The organism is Streptomyces violaceoruber (assembly GCF_033406955.1).
Classification (GTDB): Bacteria; Actinomycetota; Actinomycetes; order Streptomycetales; family Streptomycetaceae; genus Streptomyces; species Streptomyces violaceoruber.
This window is the reverse complement of sequence record NZ_CP137734.1, coordinates 1,003,217-1,027,594: the sequence shown is the minus strand read 5'-3', so window position 1 is coordinate 1,027,594 and position 24,378 is coordinate 1,003,217. Positions and strand designations below refer to the sequence as shown.

The 24,378-nt window shown below is 72.6% G+C and carries 22 protein-coding genes; 14 read left to right on the top strand and 8 right to left on the bottom strand.

Annotation, left to right across the window (positions count from 1 at the left end; all coding sequences use genetic code 11):
* Positions 1–2 precede the first annotated feature (2 nt).
* Complete coding sequence (locus R2E43_RS04840) at positions 3–1,637, bottom strand: ABC-F family ATP-binding cassette domain-containing protein (protein ID WP_136209052.1); 1,635 nt, start codon at positions 1,635–1,637, stop codon at positions 3–5.
* 299 nt (positions 1,638–1,936) lie between these two features.
* Between R2E43_RS04840 and R2E43_RS04835 the strand changes: the two genes are divergently transcribed.
* Complete coding sequence (locus R2E43_RS04835) at positions 1,937–2,608, top strand: GOLPH3/VPS74 family protein (RefSeq protein WP_016327844.1); 672 nt, start codon at positions 1,937–1,939, stop codon at positions 2,606–2,608.
* Positions 2,609–2,663: 55 nt separating this feature from the next.
* On the opposite strand, the gene ssgD is transcribed toward R2E43_RS04835, so the two are convergent.
* Positions 2,664–3,080 (bottom strand): spore wall synthesis regulator SsgD, encoded by a 417-nt coding sequence (gene ssgD / locus R2E43_RS04830; RefSeq protein ID WP_003972274.1) that lies wholly within the window; start codon positions 3,078–3,080, stop codon positions 2,664–2,666.
* Between the two features lie 284 nt (positions 3,081–3,364).
* Between ssgD and R2E43_RS04825 the strand changes: the two genes are divergently transcribed.
* Both R2E43_RS04825 and R2E43_RS04820 read left to right on the top strand, forming a co-directional pair.
* Positions 3,365–4,453 (top strand): WD40/YVTN/BNR-like repeat-containing protein, encoded by a 1,089-nt coding sequence (locus R2E43_RS04825; protein WP_319122325.1) that lies wholly within the window; start codon positions 3,365–3,367, stop codon positions 4,451–4,453.
* A 72-nt stretch (positions 4,454–4,525) separates the two neighbouring features.
* Positions 4,526–4,855, top strand: a complete 330-nt coding sequence (locus R2E43_RS04820) for a hypothetical protein (protein ID WP_003972272.1) — start codon at positions 4,526–4,528, stop codon at positions 4,853–4,855.
* 9 nt (positions 4,856–4,864) lie between these two features.
* Here the strand turns inward: R2E43_RS04820 and R2E43_RS04815 are convergent, their stop codons facing one another.
* Positions 4,865–5,161 carry a YciI family protein gene (locus R2E43_RS04815; protein ID WP_003972271.1) on the bottom strand — a complete coding sequence of 99 codons (297 nt, stop codon included), beginning with the start codon at positions 5,159–5,161 and terminating at the stop codon, positions 4,865–4,867.
* Positions 5,162–5,202: 41 nt separating this feature from the next.
* Here R2E43_RS04815 and R2E43_RS04810 point away from each other — a divergent pair, with 41 nt between their 5' ends.
* Positions 5,203–5,904: an endonuclease V gene (locus R2E43_RS04810; RefSeq protein ID WP_011031135.1), complete on the top strand. Its 702-nt coding sequence runs from the start codon at positions 5,203–5,205 to the stop codon at positions 5,902–5,904.
* On the opposite strand, the gene R2E43_RS04805 is transcribed toward R2E43_RS04810, so the two are convergent.
* Entirely contained in the window at positions 5,892–6,086 is a 195-nt protein-coding gene (locus R2E43_RS04805; RefSeq protein WP_003972269.1) for a hypothetical protein, read from the bottom strand. The two genes, R2E43_RS04810 and R2E43_RS04805, sit on opposite strands and share 13 nt — an antisense overlap.
* Positions 6,087–6,254: 168 nt before the next feature.
* On the opposite strand from R2E43_RS04805, the gene mmpA reads away from it, so the two are divergent.
* Positions 6,255–6,401, top strand: coding sequence for a morphogenic membrane protein MmpA (mmpA, locus tag R2E43_RS04800; RefSeq protein WP_011031137.1), 147 nt, complete (start codon positions 6,255–6,257; stop codon positions 6,399–6,401).
* A 65-nt stretch (positions 6,402–6,466) separates the two neighbouring features.
* On the opposite strand, the gene R2E43_RS04795 is transcribed toward mmpA, so the two are convergent.
* Positions 6,467–7,657 (bottom strand): saccharopine dehydrogenase family protein, encoded by a 1,191-nt coding sequence (locus tag R2E43_RS04795; RefSeq protein ID WP_038534220.1) that lies wholly within the window; start codon positions 7,655–7,657, stop codon positions 6,467–6,469.
* Positions 7,658–7,864: 207 nt separating this feature from the next.
* Between R2E43_RS04795 and R2E43_RS04790 the strand changes: the two genes are divergently transcribed.
* The 3 genes from R2E43_RS04790 (at position 7,865) to R2E43_RS04780 (ending at position 12,538) form a co-directional block, all read left to right on the top strand.
* The gene (locus R2E43_RS04790) at positions 7,865–9,061 is read left to right on the top strand and encodes a CaiB/BaiF CoA transferase family protein (RefSeq protein ID WP_003972266.1); all 1,197 of its coding nucleotides are present in this window, start codon (positions 7,865–7,867) and stop codon (positions 9,059–9,061) included.
* Between the two features lie 11 nt (positions 9,062–9,072).
* The gene (locus R2E43_RS04785; protein ID WP_319349350.1) at positions 9,073–10,287 is read left to right on the top strand and encodes an acetyl-CoA C-acetyltransferase; all 1,215 of its coding nucleotides are present in this window, start codon (positions 9,073–9,075) and stop codon (positions 10,285–10,287) included.
* A gap of 70 nt (positions 10,288–10,357) precedes the next feature.
* Positions 10,358–12,538, top strand: a complete 2,181-nt coding sequence (locus R2E43_RS04780; RefSeq protein ID WP_332055937.1) for a 3-hydroxyacyl-CoA dehydrogenase NAD-binding domain-containing protein — start codon at positions 10,358–10,360, stop codon at positions 12,536–12,538.
* Between the two features lie 9 nt (positions 12,539–12,547).
* Here the strand turns inward: R2E43_RS04780 and R2E43_RS04775 are convergent, their stop codons facing one another.
* Positions 12,548–13,303 (bottom strand): MerR family transcriptional regulator, encoded by a 756-nt coding sequence (locus R2E43_RS04775; protein ID WP_003972263.1) that lies wholly within the window; start codon positions 13,301–13,303, stop codon positions 12,548–12,550.
* 222 nt (positions 13,304–13,525) lie between these two features.
* Between R2E43_RS04775 and R2E43_RS04770 the strand changes: the two genes are divergently transcribed.
* Together R2E43_RS04770 and R2E43_RS04765 are read left to right on the top strand one after the other, a co-directional pair.
* Complete coding sequence (locus R2E43_RS04770; protein WP_003972262.1) at positions 13,526–14,995, top strand: amino acid permease; 1,470 nt, start codon at positions 13,526–13,528, stop codon at positions 14,993–14,995.
* Between the two features lie 42 nt (positions 14,996–15,037).
* A complete protein-coding gene (locus R2E43_RS04765; RefSeq protein WP_332055936.1) occupies positions 15,038–15,523 on the top strand; it encodes a macro domain-containing protein in 486 nt (161 codons plus the stop codon).
* 12 nt (positions 15,524–15,535) lie between these two features.
* On the opposite strand, the gene R2E43_RS04760 is transcribed toward R2E43_RS04765, so the two are convergent.
* Complete coding sequence (locus tag R2E43_RS04760) at positions 15,536–17,032, bottom strand: M1 family metallopeptidase (protein ID WP_319128634.1); 1,497 nt, start codon at positions 17,030–17,032, stop codon at positions 15,536–15,538.
* Between the two features lie 431 nt (positions 17,033–17,463).
* Between R2E43_RS04760 and R2E43_RS04755 the strand changes: the two genes are divergently transcribed.
* Positions 17,464–18,762 (top strand): M14 family zinc carboxypeptidase, encoded by a 1,299-nt coding sequence (locus R2E43_RS04755; protein ID WP_332055935.1) that lies wholly within the window; start codon positions 17,464–17,466, stop codon positions 18,760–18,762.
* Between the two features lie 80 nt (positions 18,763–18,842).
* Positions 18,843–20,579 (top strand): BCCT family transporter, encoded by a 1,737-nt coding sequence (locus R2E43_RS04750; RefSeq protein WP_003972257.1) that lies wholly within the window; start codon positions 18,843–18,845, stop codon positions 20,577–20,579.
* 32 nt (positions 20,580–20,611) lie between these two features.
* Here the strand turns inward: R2E43_RS04750 and R2E43_RS04745 are convergent, their stop codons facing one another.
* On the bottom strand, positions 20,612–21,574 hold the full coding sequence (locus R2E43_RS04745) for an FAD-dependent oxidoreductase (protein WP_003972256.1): 963 nt from the start codon (positions 21,572–21,574) through the stop codon (positions 20,612–20,614).
* Between the two features lie 66 nt (positions 21,575–21,640).
* Here R2E43_RS04745 and R2E43_RS04740 point away from each other — a divergent pair, with 66 nt between their 5' ends.
* Both R2E43_RS04740 and R2E43_RS04735 read left to right on the top strand, forming a co-directional pair.
* A complete protein-coding gene (locus R2E43_RS04740; RefSeq protein ID WP_106518483.1) occupies positions 21,641–22,678 on the top strand; it encodes an oxidoreductase in 1,038 nt (345 codons plus the stop codon).
* A gap of 13 nt (positions 22,679–22,691) precedes the next feature.
* On the top strand, positions 22,692–24,335 hold the full coding sequence (locus R2E43_RS04735) for an ABC-F family ATP-binding cassette domain-containing protein (RefSeq protein WP_332055934.1): 1,644 nt from the start codon (positions 22,692–22,694) through the stop codon (positions 24,333–24,335).
* The last annotated feature ends 43 nt before the right edge of the window (positions 24,336–24,378 follow it).

The following is a 24,378-nucleotide window of genomic DNA, read 5'->3' as shown; positions in this document are numbered from 1 at the left end:
CGCTAGGCGGAATACCCGACAGCTTCCGGCGTGATTTCCCGCAGTTCTCCCTCCTCCAGCAGCAGCCAGCGCGTGATGCCCAGCGACTCCAGGAACGGCAGGTCGTGGCTGGCCACGAGCAGCGCCCCCTCGTACGCCTCCAGCGCGCCGGTGAGCTGCCGCACGCTCGCCATGTCCAGGTTGTTGGTCGGCTCGTCCAGCATCAGCAGCTGCGGCGCGGGCTCGGCCAGCATCAGCGCCGCCAGCGCCGCCCGGAAGCGTTCGCCGCCGGACAGCGTGGCCGCCTGCTGGTCGGCGCGGGCGCCCCGGAACAGGAAGCGCGCCAGCAGGGCCCGGATCCGGTTGTTGGTGGCGCCGGGCGCGAACCGGGCCACGTTCTCCGCGACGGTCAGGCCGTCGTCCAGGACGTCCAGACGCTGTGGCAGGAACCGCAGCGGCACGTGCGCCGTCGCCTCGCCCGCCACCGGCGCCAGCTCCCCGGCGACGGTGCGCAGCAGCGTGGTCTTGCCCGCGCCGTTGCGCCCCAGCAGCGCGATCCGTTCCGGACCGTGCAGATCGAGACCGCCCGCCACCCGGGCGCCGTACGCCAGCTCCAGCGCCCGCAGGGTCAGCACGGTCCGGCCCGGCGGTACGGCCGTGTACGGCAGGTCGACGCGGATCTCGTCGTCGTCCCGCACGGCCTCCACCGCGTCGTCGAGCCGCTCCTTCGCCCCGGCGAGCTTCTCCTCGTGCATGATGCGGTACTTGCCGGCCGACTGCTGGGCCGTCCGGGCCCGCAGCTTCATCACCGCACGGGGCTCGCGCTTGGTGTCGTACATCTTCTGCCCGTAGCGCCTGCGCCGGGCCAGGACGACCTGGGCGTCGGCCAGTTCGCGCTTCTGCCTGCGCAGGTCCGACTCGGCGACCCGCACCATGCGCTCGGCCGCCTCCTGCTCCACGGCCAGCGCCTCCTCGTACGCCGTGAGGTTGCCGCCGTACCAGGTGACCGAGCCGGCCCGCAGGTCGGCGATCTGGTCGACCCGGTCCAGCAGCTCGCGGTCGTGGCTGACCACGACCATCACCCCAGGCCAGGACTCGACGGCCGCGTACAGCCGTCTGCGGGCGTACACGTCGAGGTTGTTGGTGGGCTCGTCCAGGAGCAGCACGTCGGGCCGGCGCAGCAGCAGCGCGGCCAGCCGCAGCAGCACCGACTCGCCGCCGGACACCTCGCCGACGGTGCGGTCGAGGCCGATGTGGCCCAGGCCCAGCTCGCCGAGCGTGGCCAGCGCGCGTTCCTCGACGTCCCAGTCGTCGCCGACGGTCTCGAAGTGCTCCTCGCGCACGTCACCCGCCTCGATGGCGTGCAGCGCGGCCCGCCGGCCGTCGATGCCGAGCGCCTCGTCGACCCGCAGCGCGGTGTCGAGCGTGACGTTCTGCGGCAGGTAGCCCACCTGGCCGGCCACCCGGACGGTGCCGTCGGCCGGGGTGAGCCGTCCGGCGATCAGCTTCAACAGGGTGGACTTCCCGGCGCCGTTGAGGCCGACGAGGCCGGTCCTGCCGGGGCCGAAGGCGACGTCGAGTCCGTCGAAGACCTCCGTGCCGTCGGGCCAGGCGAAGGACAGGGACGTACAGGTGAGAGAAGTGGGGGAAGTAGACATACGGGTCTCCGCGGTTGCTCGAAGCGGTCAGGGGCAAACGCGTATCGAGACACCGGAAGCGGGTGACCGCCGTCGGACGAGGGGAGAGCACGAAGGAAGCCCTGCTCCGTCAGAGGCTGGGACGGCTCGAACGCCGAGGTCGCACGCGATGTACCCACGTGGGATACGTGGGACGCGGTGTCTCAGGACCTCAGACGAGCAACGTCCTTCTCCAATCGGCGGCAACAGAAGCGATGTCGAACCTAGATACGACCCGGTTGGCCTGTCAACGCATTTACGCGGAACCCGAGGAGGCCCCCGTGCCCAACGGCTCGCTCTCACTGCCCGCCCGGCTCTGCCTGCTGGCCTGGGACCCCGAGCGGTCCTCTGCGGCCGAGACCGCCCGCGTCCACCACCTGGTGCGCGCCGGTGCGCTCACCGAACTGGCCCAGCGCGGGCTGCTCACCGACGACGAGGGCATCGCGACCCCCGCCGACCTGGACTCCCGCACCGGGGACGCGGTCCTCGACGGCCTCCTTGAACTCGTCCGCGAGTCGCTGCCGCACCGGTGGCGCACCTGGGTGCGGCTGCACGCCCGGGTCACCTTCGACGCCGTGCGGGAGCAACTGGTGGCCGAGGGGTACCTGCGGGCGGAGAAGAAGCGCGTGCTCGGCGTGTTCCCGTCCGTGGAGTACGTGCTCGCGCGGGGCGCCGCGGCGCGGGCGCTGCGCGAGGAGGCACGCCGTGTCCTCCGGGGCCCGCAGCCGGCCGGGGAGGTCTCCGAGCGGGACGCGGCCCTGGCCGCACTGGCGGCCGCCGCCGGACTGGGTGTCCCGGAAGGCACGGTGACCGGAGTGCGCGCACAGGACCGGATCACGGAACTGGCCCGGCGGTGCGCGAGCGCGGCACCCGGCATGCGGAAGGTCGTGAGCGAGGTGTGGGACGCGGTGAGCGACGAGGGCGCGCGGGCACCGGCGTCCGCGCGCGGCTGAGCGGCGTCCGTCACCGCGGGAGCCGGAAGCCGGGAGCGGGGGAGGCGGGAGCCGGTCAGCAGCTCCCGCGCATCAGCTCCGCCAGGTCGTGGTCCAGGTCCAGCTGGAGGTGCTCGAGACCCACCGGCACCAGCTCGCCGGCGGCCTGGAGGAACCGGCGCAGCTCGCCCGAGCGGACGTGGATCACCGCGGTGCCCTCGGGCGCGTGGAACTCCAGGACGGTGCGGTCGTACGCGTACGGGCGCACCCGGACGTCGCCGTGGCCGTTCGGCTCCTGCATCCCGGCGATGAGCAGCTCGCGGGAGAAGGTCCAGCAGACCTCCACGCCCTCGAGGGTGGCCGGGGCCGGGAAGGTCATGCGGACGGCGAACGGGTCGGCGCGGTCGTAGTGCAGGGTGGCGGGAATGCTCGGCATACGCGGCGCGGCGGCGACGAGACGCGCCTCGACGGACTGCTCGATGACGGTGGACAACGCCTTGCTCCCTCGTGACGACTGGACGGGCTTCGCGGGTGGTGCGGGCCGGGCACTGGAAGAGACGTCGGAATCAGCCCATCCGTGCACACGACGAGCGAGTGACCTCTGTCACCGCGTTCATGCCCGGGAGCTCCCAGGAGTGACACGCCTCTCCTCTCGTGCTCCGCAGGGCACTTGCGGCGCGCCCGCACCGCGAGCGCGAGCGGTCGCGGCCCTCTGGACGGCGCGCGGGCCGTGGGCTAGCTTCGCCCGCCATGAGGCGCTTGGGAAGCACGCGACGCATGGGACGGCCCGTTCGAGCCGGCGGCAGACGTACGGGGCGGGTGGCGCTCGCCGGGGCGGTCTGCGCGGCGGCGCTGGCCGCGCTGACCGCCGTACCCGCCCAGGCGCACCAGCGGCCGCAGTGGGACGTGCAGGACACCGGCGTCTTCGACGTCCGGTTCCGGGGGCTCGCCGCCGTCAGCCGGCACACCGCCTGGGTGGCCGGCACCGGGGGGACGGTCCTGCGCACCACCGACGGCGGCGACACCTGGCGCGACGTCTCCCCGCCGGGCGCAGGTGAGCTGGAGTTCCGGGACATCGAGGCCTTCGACGCCCGCCGGGCCGTGGTCCTGGCCATCGGCGAGGGCGAGGCGTCCCGGATCTACCGCACCGACGACGGCGGGGCGACCTGGACCGAGTCCTTCCGCAACACCGACGCCCGGGCCTTCTACGACTGCCTGACCTTCTTCGACCGCCGTCACGGCCTCGCCATGAGCGACCCGGTGGACGGGAAGTTCCGCATCCTGTCGACCGGCGACGGGGGCCGCTCCTGGAAGGTGCTGCCCGACGCGGGAATGCCGGCCGCGCAGCAGGGCGAGGCCGGGTTCGCGGCGAGCGGCCAGTGCCTGGTCTCCGCCGGGCCGAGCGATGTGTGGCTGGCCACCGGCGGGGCCGCACGCGCGCGCGTGCTGCACTCCGCCGACCGCGGGCGCACCTGGACGGCCACCGACGCCCCGGTCCCGGCCGGCGACCCGGCCCGCGGTGTCTTCGCCCTCGCCTTCCGCGACGCCGCCCACGGTCTCGCCGTGGGCGGCGACTACCGCCCCGGGCAGGCCTCCCCGCGGGCCGCCGCCCGGTCCTCCGACGCCGGCCGCAGCTGGCGGCCCGCCGACCGGCCTCCGCCCGCCTACCGCTCCGGCGTCGCCTGGCTCCCGCACAGCCGCTCCGCCGCCCTCGCCGTCGGTCCCACCGGCACCGACCTCACCACGGACGGCGGCCGCACCTGGCGGACGGTCGACACCGGCTCCTACGACACCGTGGACTGCACCCCGGACCTGGGCTGTTGGGCCGCGGGCGAGCAGGGCCGGGTCGCCCGGCTGGAGCGCTGACACCGGGCGGGCCGGGGTGATTGTCCGTAACGTGGGTAACCGTTCGCTGAACGTGAGAGGAAGTGAGCGGACATGCCGAGCGGTTCCAGCCCCAAGCGGGAGCGGCAGTACGAGCACATCAAGAAGAGCGCGAAGGACCGCGGCGAGAGCACCGGCCGCGCCGAGGAGATCGCGGCGCGGACGGTGAACAAGGAACGCGCGCAGTCCGGCGAGTCGAAGACCGCCAGCCGCACCTCGACACAGGACAAGTCGCCGAGCAAGCGCGGCGGCCAGCGGTCCGGGAACCGTCAGGGACCCCAGGGGCCCACCTACGACCAGCTGTACCAGGAGGCCAAGCGCCGTGACGTCCACGGTCGTTCGAACATGAACAAGGGCGAGCTGCGCCAGGCACTGGGCAAGTGAGCCGCGCCGCTACCCGAGCGTCTCCCGGTAGCGCTCCAGTCCGGGCGCCGTCTTCGTGGCGACGAACTCGGTGACGCGGTACGCGCACACACCGGCCCTGACGAACGGGTCGCCCGCGGTGATCTCCTCGATCCGCGCACGGTCCCCCGCGACGGCGAGGATCACCCCGCCCTCGCGGGGCTCCTTGCGCCCGGACGCCAGGAACACGCCCTGCTCGTACAGTCCGTCGAGCCAGGCCACGTGGTCGGGCAGCAGCGCGTCGACGGCTTCGAGCGGGGCGGTGTAGGACAGCTCCAGTACGAACATGATCGCGAGCCTACTCGGGCTCCCGTAGGCTTGCGGCCACCATGACGACCGTGAGCGTGCAGATCCCCGCCGGCTGGCCCGCGACCGAGGAACGGGCCCGGGCGGTCCAGGACGAACTGCGCGCCCGCGTGGTGCTCGACGAGCCCGGCCCGCCCCCCGGCACCGGCCGGGTGACCGGCGTGGACGTCGCCTACGACGACGAACGCGACGTCGTCGCGGCGGCGGCCGTCGTACTGGACGCCGGGACCCTCGCCGTGGTCGCCGAGGCCACGGCCGTCGGCCGGATCTCCTTCCCGTACGTGCCCGGCCTGCTCGCCTTCCGGGAGATCCCGACCGTGCTCGCCGCACTGGAAGCGCTGCCCTGCCCGCCCGGCCTGGTCGTGTGCGACGGGTACGGCCTGGCCCACCCGCGCCGCTTCGGCCTCGCCAGCCACCTGGGCGTCCTCACCGGCCTGCCCACGATCGGCGTGGCCAAGAACCCGTTCACCTTCACCCACGACGACCCCGACACCCCGCGCGGCAGCACGTCCCCGCTGCTCGCCGGTGCCGAGGAGGTCGGGCGGGCGGTGCGCACCCGCGACGGCGTGAAGCCGGTCTTCGTCTCGGTCGGGCACCGGGTGGGCCTCGGCAACGCCTGCGCCCACACCCTGGCCCTGACGCCCGCCTACCGGCTGCCGGAGACCACCCGCAGGGCCGACGCCCTGTGCCGCGCGGCCCTGCGGGACGCCGCCTACCGGGCCTGATCCTCGACGCTCCAGCGGCCCACCTCCCGGTACGCCGAGTCGTAGATCTCGGAACCGTCGCCGGGCCGCAGCGCGTAGTGCTTCAGGTTGCCGCCCCAGTACCGCAGGATCCGCTGCAACTCGCCCGCGGGGTCCTCGGCGAGCGCGCCCTCGTCCATGGTGACTTCGAGAAGGAACTTCATGCCTTCAAGGGTTTCATTGAACTCCTTTTTGGCACTTGGCCGCACATCACGCCCGGTGGCCCGGAGAGAGGCGCCGTGAAAGTCTCAAATCGGCGGATTCGAACACCCAGCGGGATCTGAGTATCCGTACGGATGTGCCATCCCCGCGGTCCCGGCAGGGTGGACGGCATGACGACACACCGTGCACCCAAGTACCCGGCCCGGTCCGGCCGCCCCGTCGAGCGGTCCGTGGTCGCGGGTCTCGTGCTGGCGGTGGGCGCGGGTCTGGCCTGGATCGGCGGGATGATCTACACGATCGCCGGGTGGTCCGGGTAGGTCCCGGACCCCGGAGCGGGTAGGTCCCGGACCCCGGAGCGCCGTACGGCGCCCCGGGCGGCCCGTCAGCGGGCCGCGGCCACCCGGAAGCCGATGCCCGCCGCCCGCAGCCGCTCGGTCAGCGCGTCGCCCATCGCCACGGCCGTGGTCACCTGCCCGGCCGTCGGCGGCAGGGCGTCCAGGGCGAGACAGAGCGCCGCCTCGGCGAACATCTTGGCCGTCTCGTCGTACCCGGGGTCGCCGCCCGCGACCTCGGTGAACACCTGGCGGCCGCCTCCCTCGCCCACGAAGCGGACCGAGAACCAGCTCTTCGCCCGCCGCTCGGCGCTCGGTCCCTCGCCCGGCGCAAGCCGACCGGACAGCCAGCGCCGCGCGGGCGGCACCTGGGCGGCCGCCACCAGCGCACCCACGGCGGCCACCCCGCCCACCGCGACGGGCAGCCGCCGTACGGCCGCGTAGTGGCGGTAGCGGAAGTCCGGGCCGTAGCGATCCAGGGCCTTCGCGGAGCGGCGCACGATCTGCGCGTCCACCGTCGGCAGCGGCAGCGCCCACGCCCCCACCTCCCCGGCGAACCGCGGCGCCCCGGTCGGGGTCACCACGCGGCGGCCCACCAGCCGGGGCTCGTGCCGCCGGCGTTCCAGCGCGGCAGCCCGCAGCGCGCGCCCGCGCGCGAACTGGCCCAGGGCGGAGGCGAACGTACCGCCCGAGAACGTGGCGCCGACCCGCACGAAGCCGTCCACCCTCAGCGGCACGCCCTCCGGCAGCTGCCGCACGGTGAAGTACACGCCGAGGTCGTGCGGGACGGAGTCGAAACCGCAGGCGTGCACCAGGCGGGCGCCGGTCTCCCGCGCGCGGGTGTCGTGGCGGACGTACGCCAGGTCGACGAACTCGGGCTCCCCGGTGAGGTCGAGGTAGTCCGTACCGGCGTCGGCGCAGGCGGCGACCAGCGCGTCGCCGTAACGGACGTACGGGCCGACAGTCGTGGCCACCACGCGCGCGTGCCCGGCGAGTTCGCGCAACGAGTCCGGATCGGACACGTCCGCGAGCAGCACGCCGACGTCCGCCGCGGTGTCCGCCGCGGCGGCCAGCCGGTCGCGCAGGCGGCGCAGCTTCTCCCCGTCGCGGCCGGCGACCGCCCAGCGCAGGCCGTCCGGCGCGTGTGCGGCGAGGTACTGCGCGGTCAGTTCGCCGACGAATCCCGTCGCCCCGAACAACACGATGTCGTACGGCCGGTCGGCCGTCTTCAGCCTGCTCATGACATCCCTCCGTCACCCGTCGGCAACCCCTGGGTCCGCAGCACGCGCCGTTGCCGGTGGCTGAGGCTAGCGTGAGGATCGCGCGGCCCGGCGAGGAGCCTGCACCATAATTGGCTAAGCGCTTGCTCGCCCGGGTCTTGTGCCCAGTGGAACACGTTCTTAGCATCACTGGTGTTACATCGGTTGTGTCACAGAGCTGGGGGCTGCATGCCGGAAGCGAAGACGCCGACGCGGACGCCGGGCACCGAGGGCCCGCTCGCCGGTGTGCGCGTGGTCGAGCTGGCCGGTATCGGTCCCGGACCCTTCGCCGCCATGCTCCTGGCGGACCTGGGCGCCGACGTCGTGCGCGTCGACCGTCCCGGCGGGCCGGGCCTCGGGATCGACCCCGCCCACGACGTCACCAACCGGAACAAGCGCTCCGTGGTCGTCGACCTCAAGGCACCGGACGGCCCGGCCCGGGTCCTCGACCTCGCCGAACGCGCCGACGTCCTGATCGAGGGCTACCGCCCCGGCGTCGCCGAACGGCTCGGCGTCGGTCCCCGGGACTGCCACGCCCGCAACCCGCGCCTCGTCTACGGCCGGATGACCGGCTGGGGCCAGGAAGGCCCGCTCGCCCGGCGCGCCGGGCACGACATCGGGTACATCGCGCTCACCGGCACCCTGGGCATGACCGGCGCCCCCGACGTGCCCCCGGCGGCCCCCGCCAACCTGCTCGGCGACTACGCGGGCGGCTCCCTCTACCTGGTCGTCGGCATCCTCGCCGCCCTGCACCACGCGCGCGAGGACGGCACCGGGCAGGTCGTGGACGCCGCCATCGTCGACGGCACCGCCCACCTCTCGGCGATGATCCACGGCATGCTGGCCGCCGGCGCCTGGCAGGACCGGCGCGGCGCCAACCTCCTCGACGGCGGCTGCCCCTTCTACGGCACCTACGAGACCGCCGACGGCCGGTACATGGCGGTCGGCGCGCTCGAACCGCAGTTCTACGCCGAGTTCATGCGGCTGCTCGGCATCCCCGACCTGGCACCGGCCCGCGACGACCCGGCCCGCTGGCCCGAGCTGCGCGCGGCCGTCGCCGCCCGTTTCAAGTCCCGTACCCGCGACGAGTGGACGGCCGTCTTCGCCGACTCCGACGCCTGTACGGCCCCGGTCCTGTCGCTGCGCGAGGCCCCGCATCACCCGCACCTCGCCGCCCGCTCCACCTTCACCGAGCACGACGGCATCACCCAGCCGGCCCCCGCACCCCGCTTCTCCGCGACCCCCACCACCGTCCGCACCGGCCCCGCCCTGCCCGGCGCCGACACCGAGGCCGTGGTCCGCGACTGGGGGCTGCCCCGCGCCTGGGGCGGCCCGGCCCCGGCCTCCCTCCCGAACCCGAACCCCGCAGTGCACAACCCTCAGTGAAAGGCCTGCCAGTGAGCACCGAAGCGTATGTGTACGACGCGATCCGCACCCCGCGCGGACGCGGCAAGGCGAACGGCGCCCTGCACGGCACGAAGCCCGTCGACCTGGTCGTCGGTCTCATCCAGGAGATCCGCGCCCGGTTCCCCGGCTTGGATCCGGCCGCCGTGGACGACATCGTGCTCGGTGTCGTCGGTCCGGTCGGCGACCAGGGCTCGGACATCGCCCGCATCGCGGCGATCGCGGCCGGGTTGCCGGACACGGTGGCCGGGGTGCAGGAGAACCGCTTCTGTGCCTCGGGCCTGGAGGCCGTCAACATGGCCGCCATGAAGGTGCGCTCCGGGTGGGAGGACCTGGTCCTCGCGGGCGGCGTCGAGTCCATGTCCCGCGTCCCGATGGCCTCGGACGGCGGCGCCTGGTTCAACGACCCGATGACCAACCTCGCCACCAACTTCGTCCCGCAGGGCATCGGCGCCGACCTGATCGCGACCATCGAGGGCTTCTCGCGCCGTGACGTGGACGAGTACGCGGCGCTGTCCCAGGAGCGCGCGGCGACCGCCTGGAAGGAGGGCCGCTTCGAGCGGTCCGTCGTGCCGGTGAAGGACCGCGCCGGTCTCACCGTCCTCGACCACGACGAGCACCCGCGCCCCGGCACCACCGCCGACTCCCTCGCGGGGCTGAAGCCGTCCTTCGCGGACATCGGTGAGCTGGGCGGGTTCGACGCGGTGGCGCTGCAGAAGTACCACTGGGTGGAGAGGATCGACCACGTTCACCACGCGGGCAACTCCTCCGGCATCGTCGACGGCGCCTCCCTGGTCGCCGTCGGCTCCGAGGAGGTCGGTGACCGCTACGGTCTGCGGCCGCGCGCCCGGATCGTCTCCGCCGCCGTCTCCGGTTCCGAGCCCACCATCATGCTCACCGGCCCCGCCCCGGCCACCCGCAAGGCGCTGGCCAGGGCCGGGCTGAGCATTGAAGACATCGACCTGGTCGAGATCAACGAGGCGTTCGCGGCGGTGGTCCTGCGCTTCGTGAAGGACATGGGCCTGTCGCTGGACAAGGTCAACGTCAACGGCGGGGCGATCGCGCTCGGTCACCCCCTCGGCGCCACCGGCGCGATGATCCTCGGCACCCTCGTCGACGAACTGGAGCGCCAGGACAAGCGCTACGGCCTCGCCACCCTGTGCGTGGGCGGCGGCATGGGCATCGCCACCATCGTCGAGCGCATCTGAACCCCTCCCGACGGATACGACGGCCACGACGGCCACGACGGCCACGACGGATCACCTGGAGCACACCCTCATGAGCACCGAGCCCACCACCATCCGCTGGGAGCAGGACGACACCGGTGTCGTCACCCTCGTCCTCGACGACCCCGACCAGTCCGCGAACACCATGAACCAGGCGTTCCGCGACTCCCTGGCGGCGGTCACCGACCGCCTGGAGGCCGAGAAGGACTCGATTCGCGGCGTCATCGTCACCTCCGCCAAGAAGACCTTCTTCGCGGGCGGCGACCTGCGCGACCTCATCCGCGTCACCCCGGAGACCGCGCAGGACCTCTTCGACGGCGGCATGGCCATCAAGCGGAACCTGCGCCGCATCGAGACCCTCGGCAAGCCCGTCGTCGCCGCCCTGAACGGCGCGGCCCTCGGCGGCGGCTACGAGATCGCGCTGGCCTGCCACCACCGCGTCGCCCTGGACGCCCCCGGCTCCAAGATCGGCTGCCCCGAGGTCACCCTCGGCCTGCTCCCCGGAGGCGGCGGAGTCGTCCGCACCGTCCGGATGCTCGGCATCACCGATGCCCTGCTGAAGGTCCTCCTCCAGGGCACCCAGTACAACCCGCGCCGCGCCCAGGAGAACGGCCTGGTCGACGAGGTCGCCGACAGCCGCGAGGACATGCTCGCCAAGGCCCGCGCCTTCATCGACGCCCACCCGGAGTCCGCCCAGCCCTGGGACCGGCCCGGCTACCGCATCCCCGGCGGCACCCCGTCCCACCCGAAGTTCGCGGCCAACCTGCCCGCCTTCCCCGCCAACCTGCGCAAGCAGACGAACGGCGCCCCCTACCCGGCGCCGCGCAACATCATGGCCGCCGCCGTCGAGGGCTCCCAGGTCGACTTCGAGACCGCCCAGGTCATCGAGGCCCGCTACTTCGTCGAACTGGCCGCCGGGCAGACCTCGAAGAACATGATCCAGGCGTTCTTCTTCGACCTGCAGGCGGTCAATTCCGGTGCCAACCGTCCGAAGGGTGTCGAGCCGGGGAAGGTCGCCAAGGTGGCCGTGCTGGGCGCGGGGATGATGGGTGCGGGTATCGCCTACTCGTGTGCGCGTGCGGGCATCGACGTGGTGCTGAAGGACGTCTCCCTGGAGTCGGCGCTCAAGGGCAAGGCGTATTCGGAGAAGCTGTGCGCCAAGGCCGTCGCGAAGGGCCGTACGAGTCAGGAGAAGGCGGACGCGCTGCTGGCGCGGATCACGCCGACGGCCGAGGCGGCCGATCTGGCGGGGTGTGACGCGGTGATCGAGGCGGTGTTCGAGGACACTTCGCTCAAGCACAAGGTGTTCCAGGAGATCGAGCACGTCGTCGCCCCCGACGCGCTGCTGTGCTCGAACACCTCCACGCTGCCGATCACGGCGCTGGCCGAGGGGGTGGAGCGGCAGGGCGACTTCATCGGGCTGCACTTCTTCTCACCCGTGGACAGGATGCCGCTGGTGGAGATCATCAAGGGCGAGCGGACCGGGGACGAGGCCCTGGCCCGGGCGTTCGACCTGGTCCGGCAGATCGGCAAGACGCCGATCGTGGTCAACGACTCGCGGGGCTTCTTCACCTCCCGGGTCATCGGCCACTTCATCAACGAGGGTGTGGCGATGGTGGGGGAGGGCATCGAGCCCGCCTCGGTGGAGCAGGCGGCGGCCCAGGCGGGTTACCCGGCCAAGGTGCTGTCCCTGATGGACGAGCTGACCCTCACCCTCCCCCGCAAGATCCGCGAGGAGACGAAGCGGGCGGTGGAGGAGGCGGGCGGCACCTGGGCGGCGCATCCCGCCGAGGCGCTCATCGACCGCATGGTCGACGAGTTCGGCCGCCCGGGACGCTCCGGAGGTGCCGGGTTCTACGAGTACGGCGAGGACGGCAGGCGGGCCGGGCTGTGGCCGGGGCTGCGCGAGCACTTCACGAAGCCGGGACACGAGATCCCGTTCGCCGACATGCAGGAGCGGATGCTGTTCTCGGAGGCGCTGGACACCGTCCGGCTCCTGGAGGAGGGGGTGCTGACCTCCGTCGCCGACGCCAACATCGGCTCGATCTTCGGCATCGGCTTCCCCGGCTGGACCGGCGGCGTCCTCCAGTACATCAACGGATACGACGGCGGCGTGCCGGGCTTCGTCGCCCGCGCCCGCGAGCTGGCCGACCGCTACGGCGAGCGCTTCACCCCGCCCGCCCTGCTGGTGGAGAAGGCGGACAACGGGGAGGTCTTCACGGACGGCCGCTGAGTCGCGGGATCATTCACCGGCCTCCTTGTCGAGCCACTCCCGCAGCTCCTCGCGCAGCGACCGCTGGAACGTGGTCAGCAGCGCCTGCACCACCAGCGGGTGCATGTGGGCGGAGAGCGACCGCACCTCCGGCGCCTCCCGTTCGGCGACCGCGTCGCGCAGCAGCCGCGACAGGTCGCGCGCGGCGGCGCGGGAGTGCTCCAGGAGGGCGGTGCGGGCCGCGAGCACCGTCTCGGGGGAGAAGGGCACGTCGAGCAGCTCGACGCCGAGTCGGAGCAGCCCGACGTCCACCCGGTAGGCGTCGCCGTCGGGCACCACGACGTCCATCGCCCCCAGCCGGTCCACCTCCTCGTCGGTGAGCGGCCGCCCCGCCCGCCTGCCCAGCTCCTCGCGGGTGACCCGCTCCACCGCCTCCGGCGCCCAGGAGGCCACCACCGCGCGGTGGAGCGCCAGGTCGTGGGGGCTCAGGTCGTCCGGCAGCCGCTTGAGATACCGCTCGATGGCGGCCAGCGTCATGCCCTGGTGCTGCAACTCCTCGATCAGCGCCAGTCGCGCCAGGTGCTCCCGGCCGTAGTGCCCCACCCGGCGGGGACCGAGCACCGGCGGCGGCAGCAGTCCTCTGGTGCCGTAGAAGCGGACCGTGCGCACCGTGACGCCGGCCCGCGCGGCCAGCTCGTCGATCGTCAGGGTCGGCTCCGCGGTGTCGGTCGTCGTCATATGCAGCAGTATCGCTGTCTCACCAACGCTGTGAAACCTCTCGCGCATCTCTCGCGCACCCGTCGCACGTCTCTTGACCGACCCGTGCGGACCATCGGCGGATCTTGTGAGAAGTCACGCTGTGTGACATGAACCACCGCATGCCCACGCAGCGTCGTGGGAAGGTGCCGTCTTGGTCTGTGCCGCGTCATTGGGTGGTGCGGGCCCGAGACACACGTACGGACGACTCGGGCGCACCCCGCCCGAGCGCACCAGAGAGTGGAACCACCCGTGAGCAAGGACGCCGTCGACACGGCACAGGTCGCCGCCCATCCCCAGGCGACCGGGACCATCCCCGCGGACGCGGGCGACGCCGGTTACAGCAAGGACCTCAAGGCCCGTCACGTCAACATGATCGCCATCGGCGGCGCGATCGGCACCGGCCTCTTCCTCGGCGCCGGCGGGCGGCTGCGCGACGCCGGACCGGCGCTCGCCATCGCCTACCTCGTCGCCGGCGTCTTCGCCTTCTTCGTCGTCAAGGCACTGGGCGAGCTGGTGCTGTACCGGCCCTCCTCCGGATCCTTCGTGTCGTACGCGCGCGAGTTCCTCGGTGAGAAGGGCGCCTACGTCGCCGGCTGGATGTACTTCCTGAACTGGTCCACGACCGGCATCGCCGACATCACCGCGATCGCGCTGTACACGCACTACTGGAGCATGTTCACGAGCATCCCCCAATGGGTGCTCGCCCTCGTCGCCCTCGCGGTGGTCCTGGCCGTGAACCTGATCTCGGTGAAGATCTTCGGCGAGATGGAGTTCTGGTTCGCGATCGTCAAGGTCGCCACCCTCGTCGGCTTCATGCTGATCGGAATCTTCCTGCTCGCCACCCAGCACGAGGTGAGCGGGCAGACCCCGGGCATGGGCATGATCACCGACCACGGCGGCATCCTCCCGCACGGTGTGATGCCCGTGGTCCTCGTCATGCAGGGCGTGATCTTCTCCTACGCGGCCCTCGAACTGGTCGGCGTCGCCGCCGGCGAGACCGCCGAGCCGCACAAGATCGTTCCTCGTGCGGTGAACTCGATCATGTGGCGGGTGGCCCTGTTCTACGTCGGCTCGGTCGTGCTCCTGGCCCTGCTGCTGCCGAGTTCGCTCTACTCGGGCGACGAGAGCCCCTTCGTCACGGTGCTGTCGGGGATCGGTGTGCCGGCCGCCGGTGACGTGATGAACCTCGTCGTCCTCACCGCCGCGATGTCGTCGCTGAACTCCGGCCTGTACTCCACCGGCCGCATCCTGCGTTCCATGGCGATGGCCGGCTCCGCGCCGAGGTTCACCGGCGTGATGAGCCGCAGTCAGGTCCCCTACGGCGGCATCCTGCTGACCTGCGCGGTCTGCGTCCTCGGTGTCGGACTGAACTACCTGGTGCCGAGCAAGGCCTTCGAGATCGTGCTGAACGTCGCCTCGCTGGGCATCATCAGCACGTGGGTGATCATCATGATCTGCCACCTGGTGTTCGTCCGCCGGGCGCGTGCGGGCCTGGTCGAACGGCCGGGCTTCCGGCTGCCCGGCAGCCCCGTCACGGAGATCGTCACCATCGCCTTCCTGCTGGCGGTCGTCGGCCTGATGTGGAACGACGAGGAGGTCGGCCGCAAGACCGTGCTGCTGGTGCCCGTGATCGCGGTGATGCTGGTGGCCGGCTGGTTCGGCGTCCGGCGCCGGGTCGCGCACCAGGCCGGGCAGGAACGGCCGGCGCCGAGGCAGTAGCGACCCGGGGCCACTGTCAGTGGTGGCCCGTACGGTGGCGTCATGTCGGAGATCAGCTATGTCCGGGGTGACGCCACCGCGCCGTCGGTCAAGGGCGTCAAGATGATCGCCCACGTGTGCAACGACCTCGGGGGCTGGGGCAAGGGCTTCGTCCTGGCCGTCTCCCGCCGCTGGCCGCAGCCGGAGGCGGCCTATCGCGCCTGGCACCGCGACCGCGCGGCCAACGACTTCGGTCTCGGCGCGGTCCAGTTCGTTCAGGTCGAGCCGTACGTGTGGGTGGCCAACATGATCGGCCAGCACGGCATGAGAACCGGCAGCAAGGGCGTCCCCGTGCGCTACGAGGCCATCGGCACCGCGCTCGGCCGCGTCGCTGACAGGGCGGCCGAGCTGGACGCGTCCGTGCACATGCCCCGCATAGGCTGCGGCCTGGCCGGCGGCACGTGGTCCCGCGTGGAGCCGCTCATATCCGACCGCCTCACCCGGCGCGGCATCCCCGTGACCGTCTACGACCACGGGGACACCGCCTAGGCCGTCCGCGGCTCAGTGCTCGTGCACGTCGTTCGTCGCGGCGATCTTCCGCCAGGAACGGGGCTGCACGGGCGGCGTCGCGGGGGCCTTCGCGAGGGACCGGGTGCCCGCCGCCGGGGCGTCCGGCTTCGACGGCTGGAACAGCCAGGTGTCGAACAGCGCGGCCAGCGGCTTGCCCGACACCTCCTCGGCGTACCGCTGGAAGTCGGCGACGGACGCGTTGCCGTGGGCGTACTTCGCGGGCCAGCCCTTCAGCACGGTGAAGAAGGCGTCGTCCCCGATCGCGTTGCGCAGCACCTGCACGGCCAGCGCGCCCCGGTCGTAGACGGCGCCGTCGAACTGGTTCTCCGGACCCGGGTCACCGGGCTTCACCGTCCAGAACGCGTCGTCGGCCGGGTGCGAGGCGTACGTGTAGTCGGCCAGTTCCTGCGCCGTGCCCTCGCCCTCGTGCTCGGACCACAGCCACTGGGCGTACCGCGCGAAGCCCTCGTTGATCCAGATGTCCTTCCAGCCGCGCACCGAGACCAGGTCGCCGTACCACTGGTGGGCCAGCTCGTGCACGACGACGGACACGTTCGACCCGTTCGCGAACTGCCGAGGGCTGTAGAACGGCCGGGTCTGCGTCTCCAGCGCGTACCCGGTGGTGGTGTTCGGCACGTAGCCGCCGAGCGCGTTGAACGGATACGGCCCGAAGTACTCGCTCAGCCAGTCCGCGACCTCCCCGGTCCGCTCCACGCTGGCCCGCGCCGCGCCGTCGTTCGCGCCCAGGTCCCTGCTGTAGGCGTTGACAACCGGGATGCCGCCCTCGGTGGTGCCGGTGCTGAGGTCGAACCTCCCCACCGCCAGCGTGGCGAGGTACGTGGCCTGCGGCTGGTCCGAGCGCCAGTTCCAGCGTGTCCAGCCGAGCCGTGAACTCGTCGACTGGAGGGTGCCGTTGGAGATCGCCTGGGTGCCGTCCGGCACCTGCACCGACACGTCGTAGGTGGCCTTGTCGAGCGGGTGGTCGTTGCTGGGGAACCACCAGGCCGCGGCCTCGGGCTCGTTCGCGGCGATCCCGCCGTCCGGGGTGCGGTGCCAACTGGTGAAGCCGAACGCCTGCTTCGAGGACGGCACACCGCTGTAGCGGACGACGACGGTGAGGGGCGACCCCTTGTCCAGCGGCTTCTTCGGAGTGATCTCCAGCTCCTGCTCGCCCGAGGTCGTGAACGATGCCTTGGCGCCGTTCACCCGCACCTCGCCGACGTCCAGCAGGAAGTCGAGGTTGAACCGCGACAGGTCGGCGGTGGTGCGGGCCAGGATCGTCGCCGTCCCCTCCAGCCGGTCCGTGGCCGGCTGGTACTTCAGGCGCAGGTCGTAGTGCGAGACGTCGTATCCGCCGTTGCCGTAGGCCGGGTAGTAGGGGTCGCCGATGCCCGGAGCGCCGGGGGAGTGGGCCGCCGCCGACGCCGGGATCGCCAGCATGAGAGAGGCGGCGCCCAGTGCGCCCGGCACGATGAATCTGCGGTGCACGAAAGCTCCAAGTCGTAGGGGCACGAGATCCGTTCGGAATCCGTTCGGAGCCTATTCAGCCCCTGGGCGCACCGTCATGTCCACGGCCACTCCTGTCACACGATCGCCATCCGGCCGTCATGGGCCGCCCTCGGCCCTCTTATGCGCGGGGGTGGACCGATGTACCGTCCGCGCATGCCGATACGCATGCGCCTCACCCTCCGGAGACCGCCCGCGACGGCGGCCCCGGCCCACCTGTCCGCCGTGCGCGTCGACCGGAGCCCCCTCGGCCCCTGCGCCGACACGCCGACACCCCCGCCGGCCCGATCGCGCACGCCGGCCCGCGTACCGTTCGTCGGCGGCACCGCCGCGACCAGGGCCACCGCCGGTACAGGGACCGCCGCTCCGGCACCCGCGCCGCACCCCACGCACCGCGTCCCGAAGGGAGGCCGATGAACCGCCTGCGCACCCTCACCGCGACCACCGCGTCCCTCGCCGCGTCCCTCCTGGTCCCGTCCCTCCTCACCGCACCCGCCCACGCCGACGGCTCCGCACCCCGTGCGCCCCGCACCGGGTTCGAGCGCACCCACGGCGCCCGCTGGACCACCCAGCCGGAGGAACAGGCACTCCTGTCCGCCGCCGACCGGGCGAGCGACCGCGTCGCCCTGGACCGCATCGGCACCACGAAGCAGAACCGCCCCCTCCAGCTCGTGACCATCGGCAGGCCCTCCGCCGCCAACAAGGTCCTCCTCGTGTGCAGCCAGCACGGCGACGAACCCTCCGGCCGCGAGGCCTGCCTGACCACCGTGCGGGACCTCGCGTACGCCACCGACCGCGCGACCCGGCGGTTCCTGGACCGCACCGCCGTGCTGGTGGTGCCCACCGCCAACCCCGACGGCCGGGCCGCCGACACCCGCGGCAACGGCGACGGCGTCGACGTCAACCGCGACCACCTCGCGCTGGCGACGGCCGAAGCCCGTGCCCTGGCCGCCGTCGTCCGCGACGAGCGCCCCGACGTCATCTACGACCTGCACGAGTACGGCGCCACACCCCCGTACTACGACAAGGACCTCTTCGACCTCTGGCCCCGCAACCTCAACACCCGCACGCCGGTCCACGACGAGGCCCGAACCCTGTCCGGCGCGTACGTCCGCCCCGCCGCCGAACACGCCGGGTACTCGACGGGCACGTACGGCATCTGGACCGATCCCGAGACCGGCGACCCCGTCAAGCAGACCGCCGGCGACGGCCAGGAACGCATCCTGCGCAACATGTCCGGCGTGAAACACGCGGTCGGCCTGCTCATCGAGAGCCGTGTCGACGCCCTCACCGACGCCGAGCGTGACGCCCCGGCCCTCAACCACCGGCGCCGGGTGGACTCCCAGCTCGCCGCCCTGGACGGCATGTTCCGCTTCGCGGACGAGCGGCGCGGACGCGTCGAGGCCGCCACGGGCGCCGCCCGCCGCGCGGGCCTGTCCGATACCGGACCCGTCTACCTGGGCGGTGCCGACAACGACCCGGCCGAGGGCTCCGAGGTGATCCAGGACCCGCCCTGCGGCTACCGGCTGACCGCTGCCCAGTACCGGGACGTCGGGGACGAACTCGCTCTGCACGGTGTACGAGTGCGCCCGACCGGGGAGAAGGGCGCCTACGTACCGCTGCGCCAGTCACAGCGTGCCCTGGTGCCACTGCTCCTGGACGAGCGCGCGACGTACCACGTGACCGCGGGTGAACCGGACACCCGCTGCTGAGGGGGTGACTTCCGCGTCTTACGTGGTAAGGGCGTAGCGGTGGAGTATTTTCGGCCTGATCGACTGGAAAGGTGCCACCTGTGACGCAGGACCGACCAAGCGACAAGGAAGAGCACGACAGAGGCACGCTTCCGGGTTCGGAAGCGGGCCTTCCGGGGCAGGAGCACCGGCCCCGGACCGACCGCGTCGTCTTCGGCGTCACGGCCGTCCTGACCCTGGCGTTCGTCATCTGGGGCGCCGCCGCCACCGACTCGCTGGAGGACGTCTCCAGCAGCATGCTCGGTGGCCTGCTGCACAACGGCGGCTGGGCGTTCACGCTGGCCGCCTCCGGCTTCGTGGTCTTCGCCCTCTGGCTGGCGGCCAGCCGCTACGGCCGCATCCACCTGGGGGCCGAGGGCGAGGAACCCGAGTTCCGGACCGTGTCCTGGGTCGCCATGATGTTCAGCGCGGGCATGGGCATCGGCCTGATGTTCTACGGCGTCAGCGAGCCACTGGCGCACTACACCACGCCCCCGCCCGGCACCAGCCCGGCCGACTCCGGCGACCGCATGGCCACGGCCATGGCCACCACCCTGTTCCACTGGACCCTCCACCCGTGGGCGATCTACGCGGTGGTCGGCCTCGGCATCGCCTACAGCACCTTCCGCAGGCGCCGCAGGCAGACCATAAGCGCGGTGTTCACCCCGCTCATCGGCGAGAAGCACGCCAACGGCGCCGGCGGCCGGGTCATCGACATCCTCGCCATCATCGCGACGATCTTCGGCTCCGCGGCCTCGCTCGGCCTCGGCGCGCTCCAGATCGGCTCCGGCATGGAGAAGCTCGACTGGATGGACAAGGTCAGCACCGGCCTCCTCGTCGGCATCATCGCGGTGCTCACGGTGGCGTTCGTGGCCTCCGCGATCTCCGGCGTCGAGAAGGGCATCCAGTGGCTGTCCAACACCAACATGGTGCTGGCCCTGGTGCTCGCCGTGTTCGTGTTCATCGCGGGCCCGACGATCCTCATCCTCGACCTGCTGCCGACCTCGGTCTTCGCCTACCTCGGCGACCTGCCCCAGATGGCCGGCCGCACCGAGATCAGCGGCGGCAAGGGGGTGGCGGACTGGCTGGGCAGCTGGACCGTCTTCTACTGGGCGTGGTGGATCTCCTGGACGCCCTTCGTCGGCATGTTCATCGCCCGCATCAGCCGCGGCCGGACGATCCGTCAGTTCATCGGCGGCGTCATCCTGGTGCCCAGCACGGTCAGCCTGATCTGGTTCGCCATCTTCGGCGGCTCGGCGATGCGGCTTCAGGAGCAGAACCGGCTGGGCGACGACTCGACCCCCGAGGGCCAGCTCTTCGGCGTGCTCCAGGAGTACCCCATCGCCACCGCCACCAGCCTGCTGGTGATGATCCTCGTCGGCATCTTCTTCGTCTCCGGGGCCGACGCGGCATCCATCGTGATGGGCACGCTCTCGCAGAAGGGCGCGCTCGAACCCAGCCGCTGGGTGGTGGTCGTCTGGGGCGTGGTGACCGGCGCGGTCGCGGCCATCATGCTGCTGATCGGCAGCGGTGAGGCGGACGCGCTCACCGGTCTGCAGAACCTCACGATCCTCGCGGCGGCGCCCTTCGTCATCGTGATGATCTTCATGTGCGTCGCCCTCATGCGCGACCTGCGCCGCGACCCGCTCATGGTGCGCGGCGAGATGGCCAACGAAGCCGTCGAACTGGCCGTCATCGAGGGCCACAAGCAGTACGAGGGCGACTTCGAGATCCGGATCGGCCCCGGCCCCGGCACAGACGTGGAGGGCGACCCGATCGGCAAGCACCACAAGGACTGACCCCCGCGGTCCGGCCGACCGGGACACCGGCGTCAGGAGGCGAGCCGGGCCGCCTCCTGAGCGCAGCCCCAGGCCACGGTGACGCCCGCGCCGCCGTGACCGTAGTTGTGCACCAGCCGACGCCCGTCCGGCAGCGTCCCGCGCTCCAGCCGGACCGCGTCCCGGGCCGGCCGCAGCCCCACCAGGTGCGCGAGCACCCGCGCCCCGGCGATCTCGGGACGCAGGGCCGCGCACCGTCGCACGATGGCCGCCGCGACCGCCGGGTCCGGCTCGGTCGACCAGGCGTCCTCCTCGGCCGTGCCGCCCAGCAGGAGCCGTCCCGGCTGCGGAAGGAAGTACGTCGTCTCCCCGGAGTCCGCGTCGGCCGCGACCAGCCAGTTGTGGATGCCTGGGTTCTCCACGACGACCAGCTGCCCGCGCACCGGCCGTACCGCCGGGTCCGGCACCAGCTCCCGGGCGCCCAGGCCGGTGCAGTTGACCACCACCGGCGCGTCCGCCTCGGCCAGATCGGTCACCGCGCGGTCCTCCACCGTGCCGCCCGCGGCCAGCAGCCGCTCCCGCAGCCACGGCAGATGGGTCGACATGTCGATGAGCGGCAGCCGCGCCCACAACCCCGTCCCGGCGTACTCGGCGGCGCTCGCCGCGCGCAGCCCCGGCAGCCGGGCCGCGGCCCACCCGTCCACCTCGTCCAGGCCGGTCTCGCCGAGCACCCCTTCGAGCATGCGTACGCCGGTCTGCCCGGGCCGTGCCGCCAGCTCCTCGTACACGTCCAGGGAACGCAGCGCCCAGGCCTGGGCCAGCGCGACCGGCTCGATCCGGTACGGCCACCACAGCCCGCCCGCTACCACCGAGGTGGTCCGCTCCGCGGGCTCCCGGGTCCACAGCCGCACCCGTCTGCCCCGCTCGGCGAGGACGACGGCCGTCGTCAGCCCGATCACCCCGCCGCCGACCACGACGACTTCGCCATCCCGCTCGTCATCCAGTTCGGTTTCCACACCAGGACGTTAACCGAACGCCCGACGGCGTGCTCCAAGAGGCCCGGCCGAGGGAATACTCACCGCATGGCTGCCGAGTACGCGACCTTCGGTCTGGCCCCGGCGACGCGCGCCGGCGGAGTCCACGCCGACGGCGACTTCCAGGTCCACCGCGACTTCATGGACTTCGTCGTCGACGGGCGCCCCCTCCTGTTCCGGCTCTCCGATCTGGACGCCGTCTCCCCGCTCGCCTCCGACGTACCGCCCGCCATCTTCACCGCGCAGGTCCGCGGCCTGCTCCTGGAGGCCGACGCGCCCCTGCCCGGCGGCCGGTACGTCATCTACGGCTGCCCCGAGTGCGCCGACCTGGCCTGCGGCGCGGTGACCGCCGTGATCCTGCGGGACGGCGACGACTTCGTCTGGCGGGACTTCGCCTGGCAGACCGCCGAACACGCCGACCTGGAGCTGAACGCCTACCCCGGCATCGGCCCCTACCGCTTCTCCGGCGCCGAGTACCGCGCGGCCCTCGCCGGCCTGCTCGACGGCTCCGCGCACCCCGCCCGCCGGGTCCTGCTCATCGGCGCCCGCGTCGCCCTGCTCGCCAGGCTCGCCGCGGCGCTGCGCACCATCGGCATCGGCGCCGACATCACCCAGGACGCCCGCGACGTCCCGGCGGACGAACTGCGGACCTACGACGCCGTCGCCTTCGGCCGCGCGGTCACCGGGGAACAGCGCGCCTCGGTGGGCCGCGCCTTCGCGGACGCCGGGGTGGACGTGGCCCACGTCGACGGCCTCGCCCCGATCGTCCCGGTGCTGGTCGCCCAGATCGAGCACGCCCTGGCCCGGGGCCCGGCCGAGGGCCGCCGCCTGACCCGCCTCACGGCGAGCGCAGCGGGCGCCGAGGTCGAGGTCACCTCGCCCTGCCGGGTGCGACTCACCGCGTACCGCCTCGACCGCCTCCACCGCACGCACGTCCGCGAGGTCTTCGACGGCGTACTCGAACCGGGCGCCCACCGCGTCGCCCTGGAGGCGGGTGCGGTGAAGGGGGAGGCCTTCGTGGTGGCGCGGACGCCGGGAAGCGTGCTGGTGACGGCGGTGACCCGGGGCGTGCCGGGCCGCGGCTAACATCTACGGTCTGATGACTGCCACCCTCGTCGCCAAGAACCTCGCCGCCGGCCACGGCGACCGCTCCCTGTTCACCGGGCTCGACCTCGTCGTCGCACCCGGCGACGTCATCGGTCTGGTCGGAGCCAACGGCGCGGGGAAGTCCACCCTCCTGCGGATGCTCGCCGGGCTGACCAACCCGGAGGAGGGGGAGCTGCGCCTGTCCCCGCCCACCGCCACCGTCGGCCACCTCCCGCAGGAGCCGGAGCGCCGCCCCGGCGAGAGCGTGCGGGAGTTCCTGGCCCGCCGCACCGGCGTCACCGACGCCCAGCGCGCCATGGACGAGGCCACCCAGGCCCTGGTCGACGGCGCCCCGGGAGCCGACGACGCCTACGCCACCGCCCTGGAGCGCTGGCTGGGCCTCGGCGGCGCCGACCTCGACGACCGAGCGGAGGAGACCGCCGACGCGCTGGGCCTGACCGTCGACCTGGACCAGCCGATGACGTCCCTGTCCGGCGGCCAGGCGGCCCGCGCCGGTCTCGCCTCCCTCCTCCTCTCCCGCTACGACGTCTTCCTGCTCGACGAGCCGACCAACGACCTCGACCTGGACGGCCTGGAGCGCCTCGAACGCTTCGTGACCGGCCTGCGCGTCGGCACCGTCGTCGTCAGCCACGACCGCGAGTTCCTCACCCGCACCGTCACCAAGGTCCTCGAACTCGACCTCGCCCAGCGGCAGATCAACCTCTACGGCGGCGGCTACGAGGCGTACCTGGAGGAACGCGAGGTGGCCCGCCGGCACGCCCGCGACGAGTACGAGGAGTACGCCGACAAGCGGGCCTCCCTCCAGGACCGGGCCCAGACGCAGCGCGCCTGGATGGACAAGGGCGTCAAGAACGCCCGGCGCAAGGCGGGCAACGACAACGACAAGATCGGCCGCAAGTTCCGCAGCGAGGCCAGCGAGAAGCAGGCCGCGAAGGCCCGCCAGACCCAGCGCATGATCGAGCGCCTGGACGTCGTCGAGGAACCGCGCAAGGAATGGGACCTGCGCATGGAGATCGCCTCGGCGCCCCGCTCGGGCGCGGTCGTGGCCACCCTGCGCGACGCCGAGGTGCGGCGCGGCGACTTCGTGCTCGGTCCGGTCTCCGTGCAGATCGACTGGGCGGACCGGGTGGCGGTGACGGGAGCCAACGGCGCGGGCAAGTCCACGCTCCTCGGCGCCCTCCTGGGCCGCGTCCCCCTCGACGCGGGGCACGCGGCGCTCGGCTCCGGCGTCCTGCTCGGCGAGGTCGACCAGGCCCGCAAGCTGTTCCACGGCTCCGAGATGCTGCTCGACGCCTTCCGTGCGGCTGTCCCGGACGTGGAACCGGCGGAGATCCGCACCCTCCTGGCCAAGTTCGCCCTGAAGGCCGACCACGTCGTCCGCCCGGCGTCGACCCTCTCACCCGGCGAACGCACCAGGGCCGCGCTCGCCCTCCTCCAGGGCAGAGGCGTCAACCTCCTGGTCCTGGACGAGCCGACCAACCACCTCGACCTCCCCGCCATCGAACAGCTCGAGTCGGCCCTGGACGCCTACGAAGGCACCCTCCTCCTGATCACCCACGACCGCCGCATGCTGAACGCGGTCAAGGTCACCCGCCGCCTGGAGGTGACGAACGGCAAGGTGGTGGAACGTACGTAGCCGCTCGCCCCCCGGCAACTGCGGGCGGTCGCGCCGCTGGGGT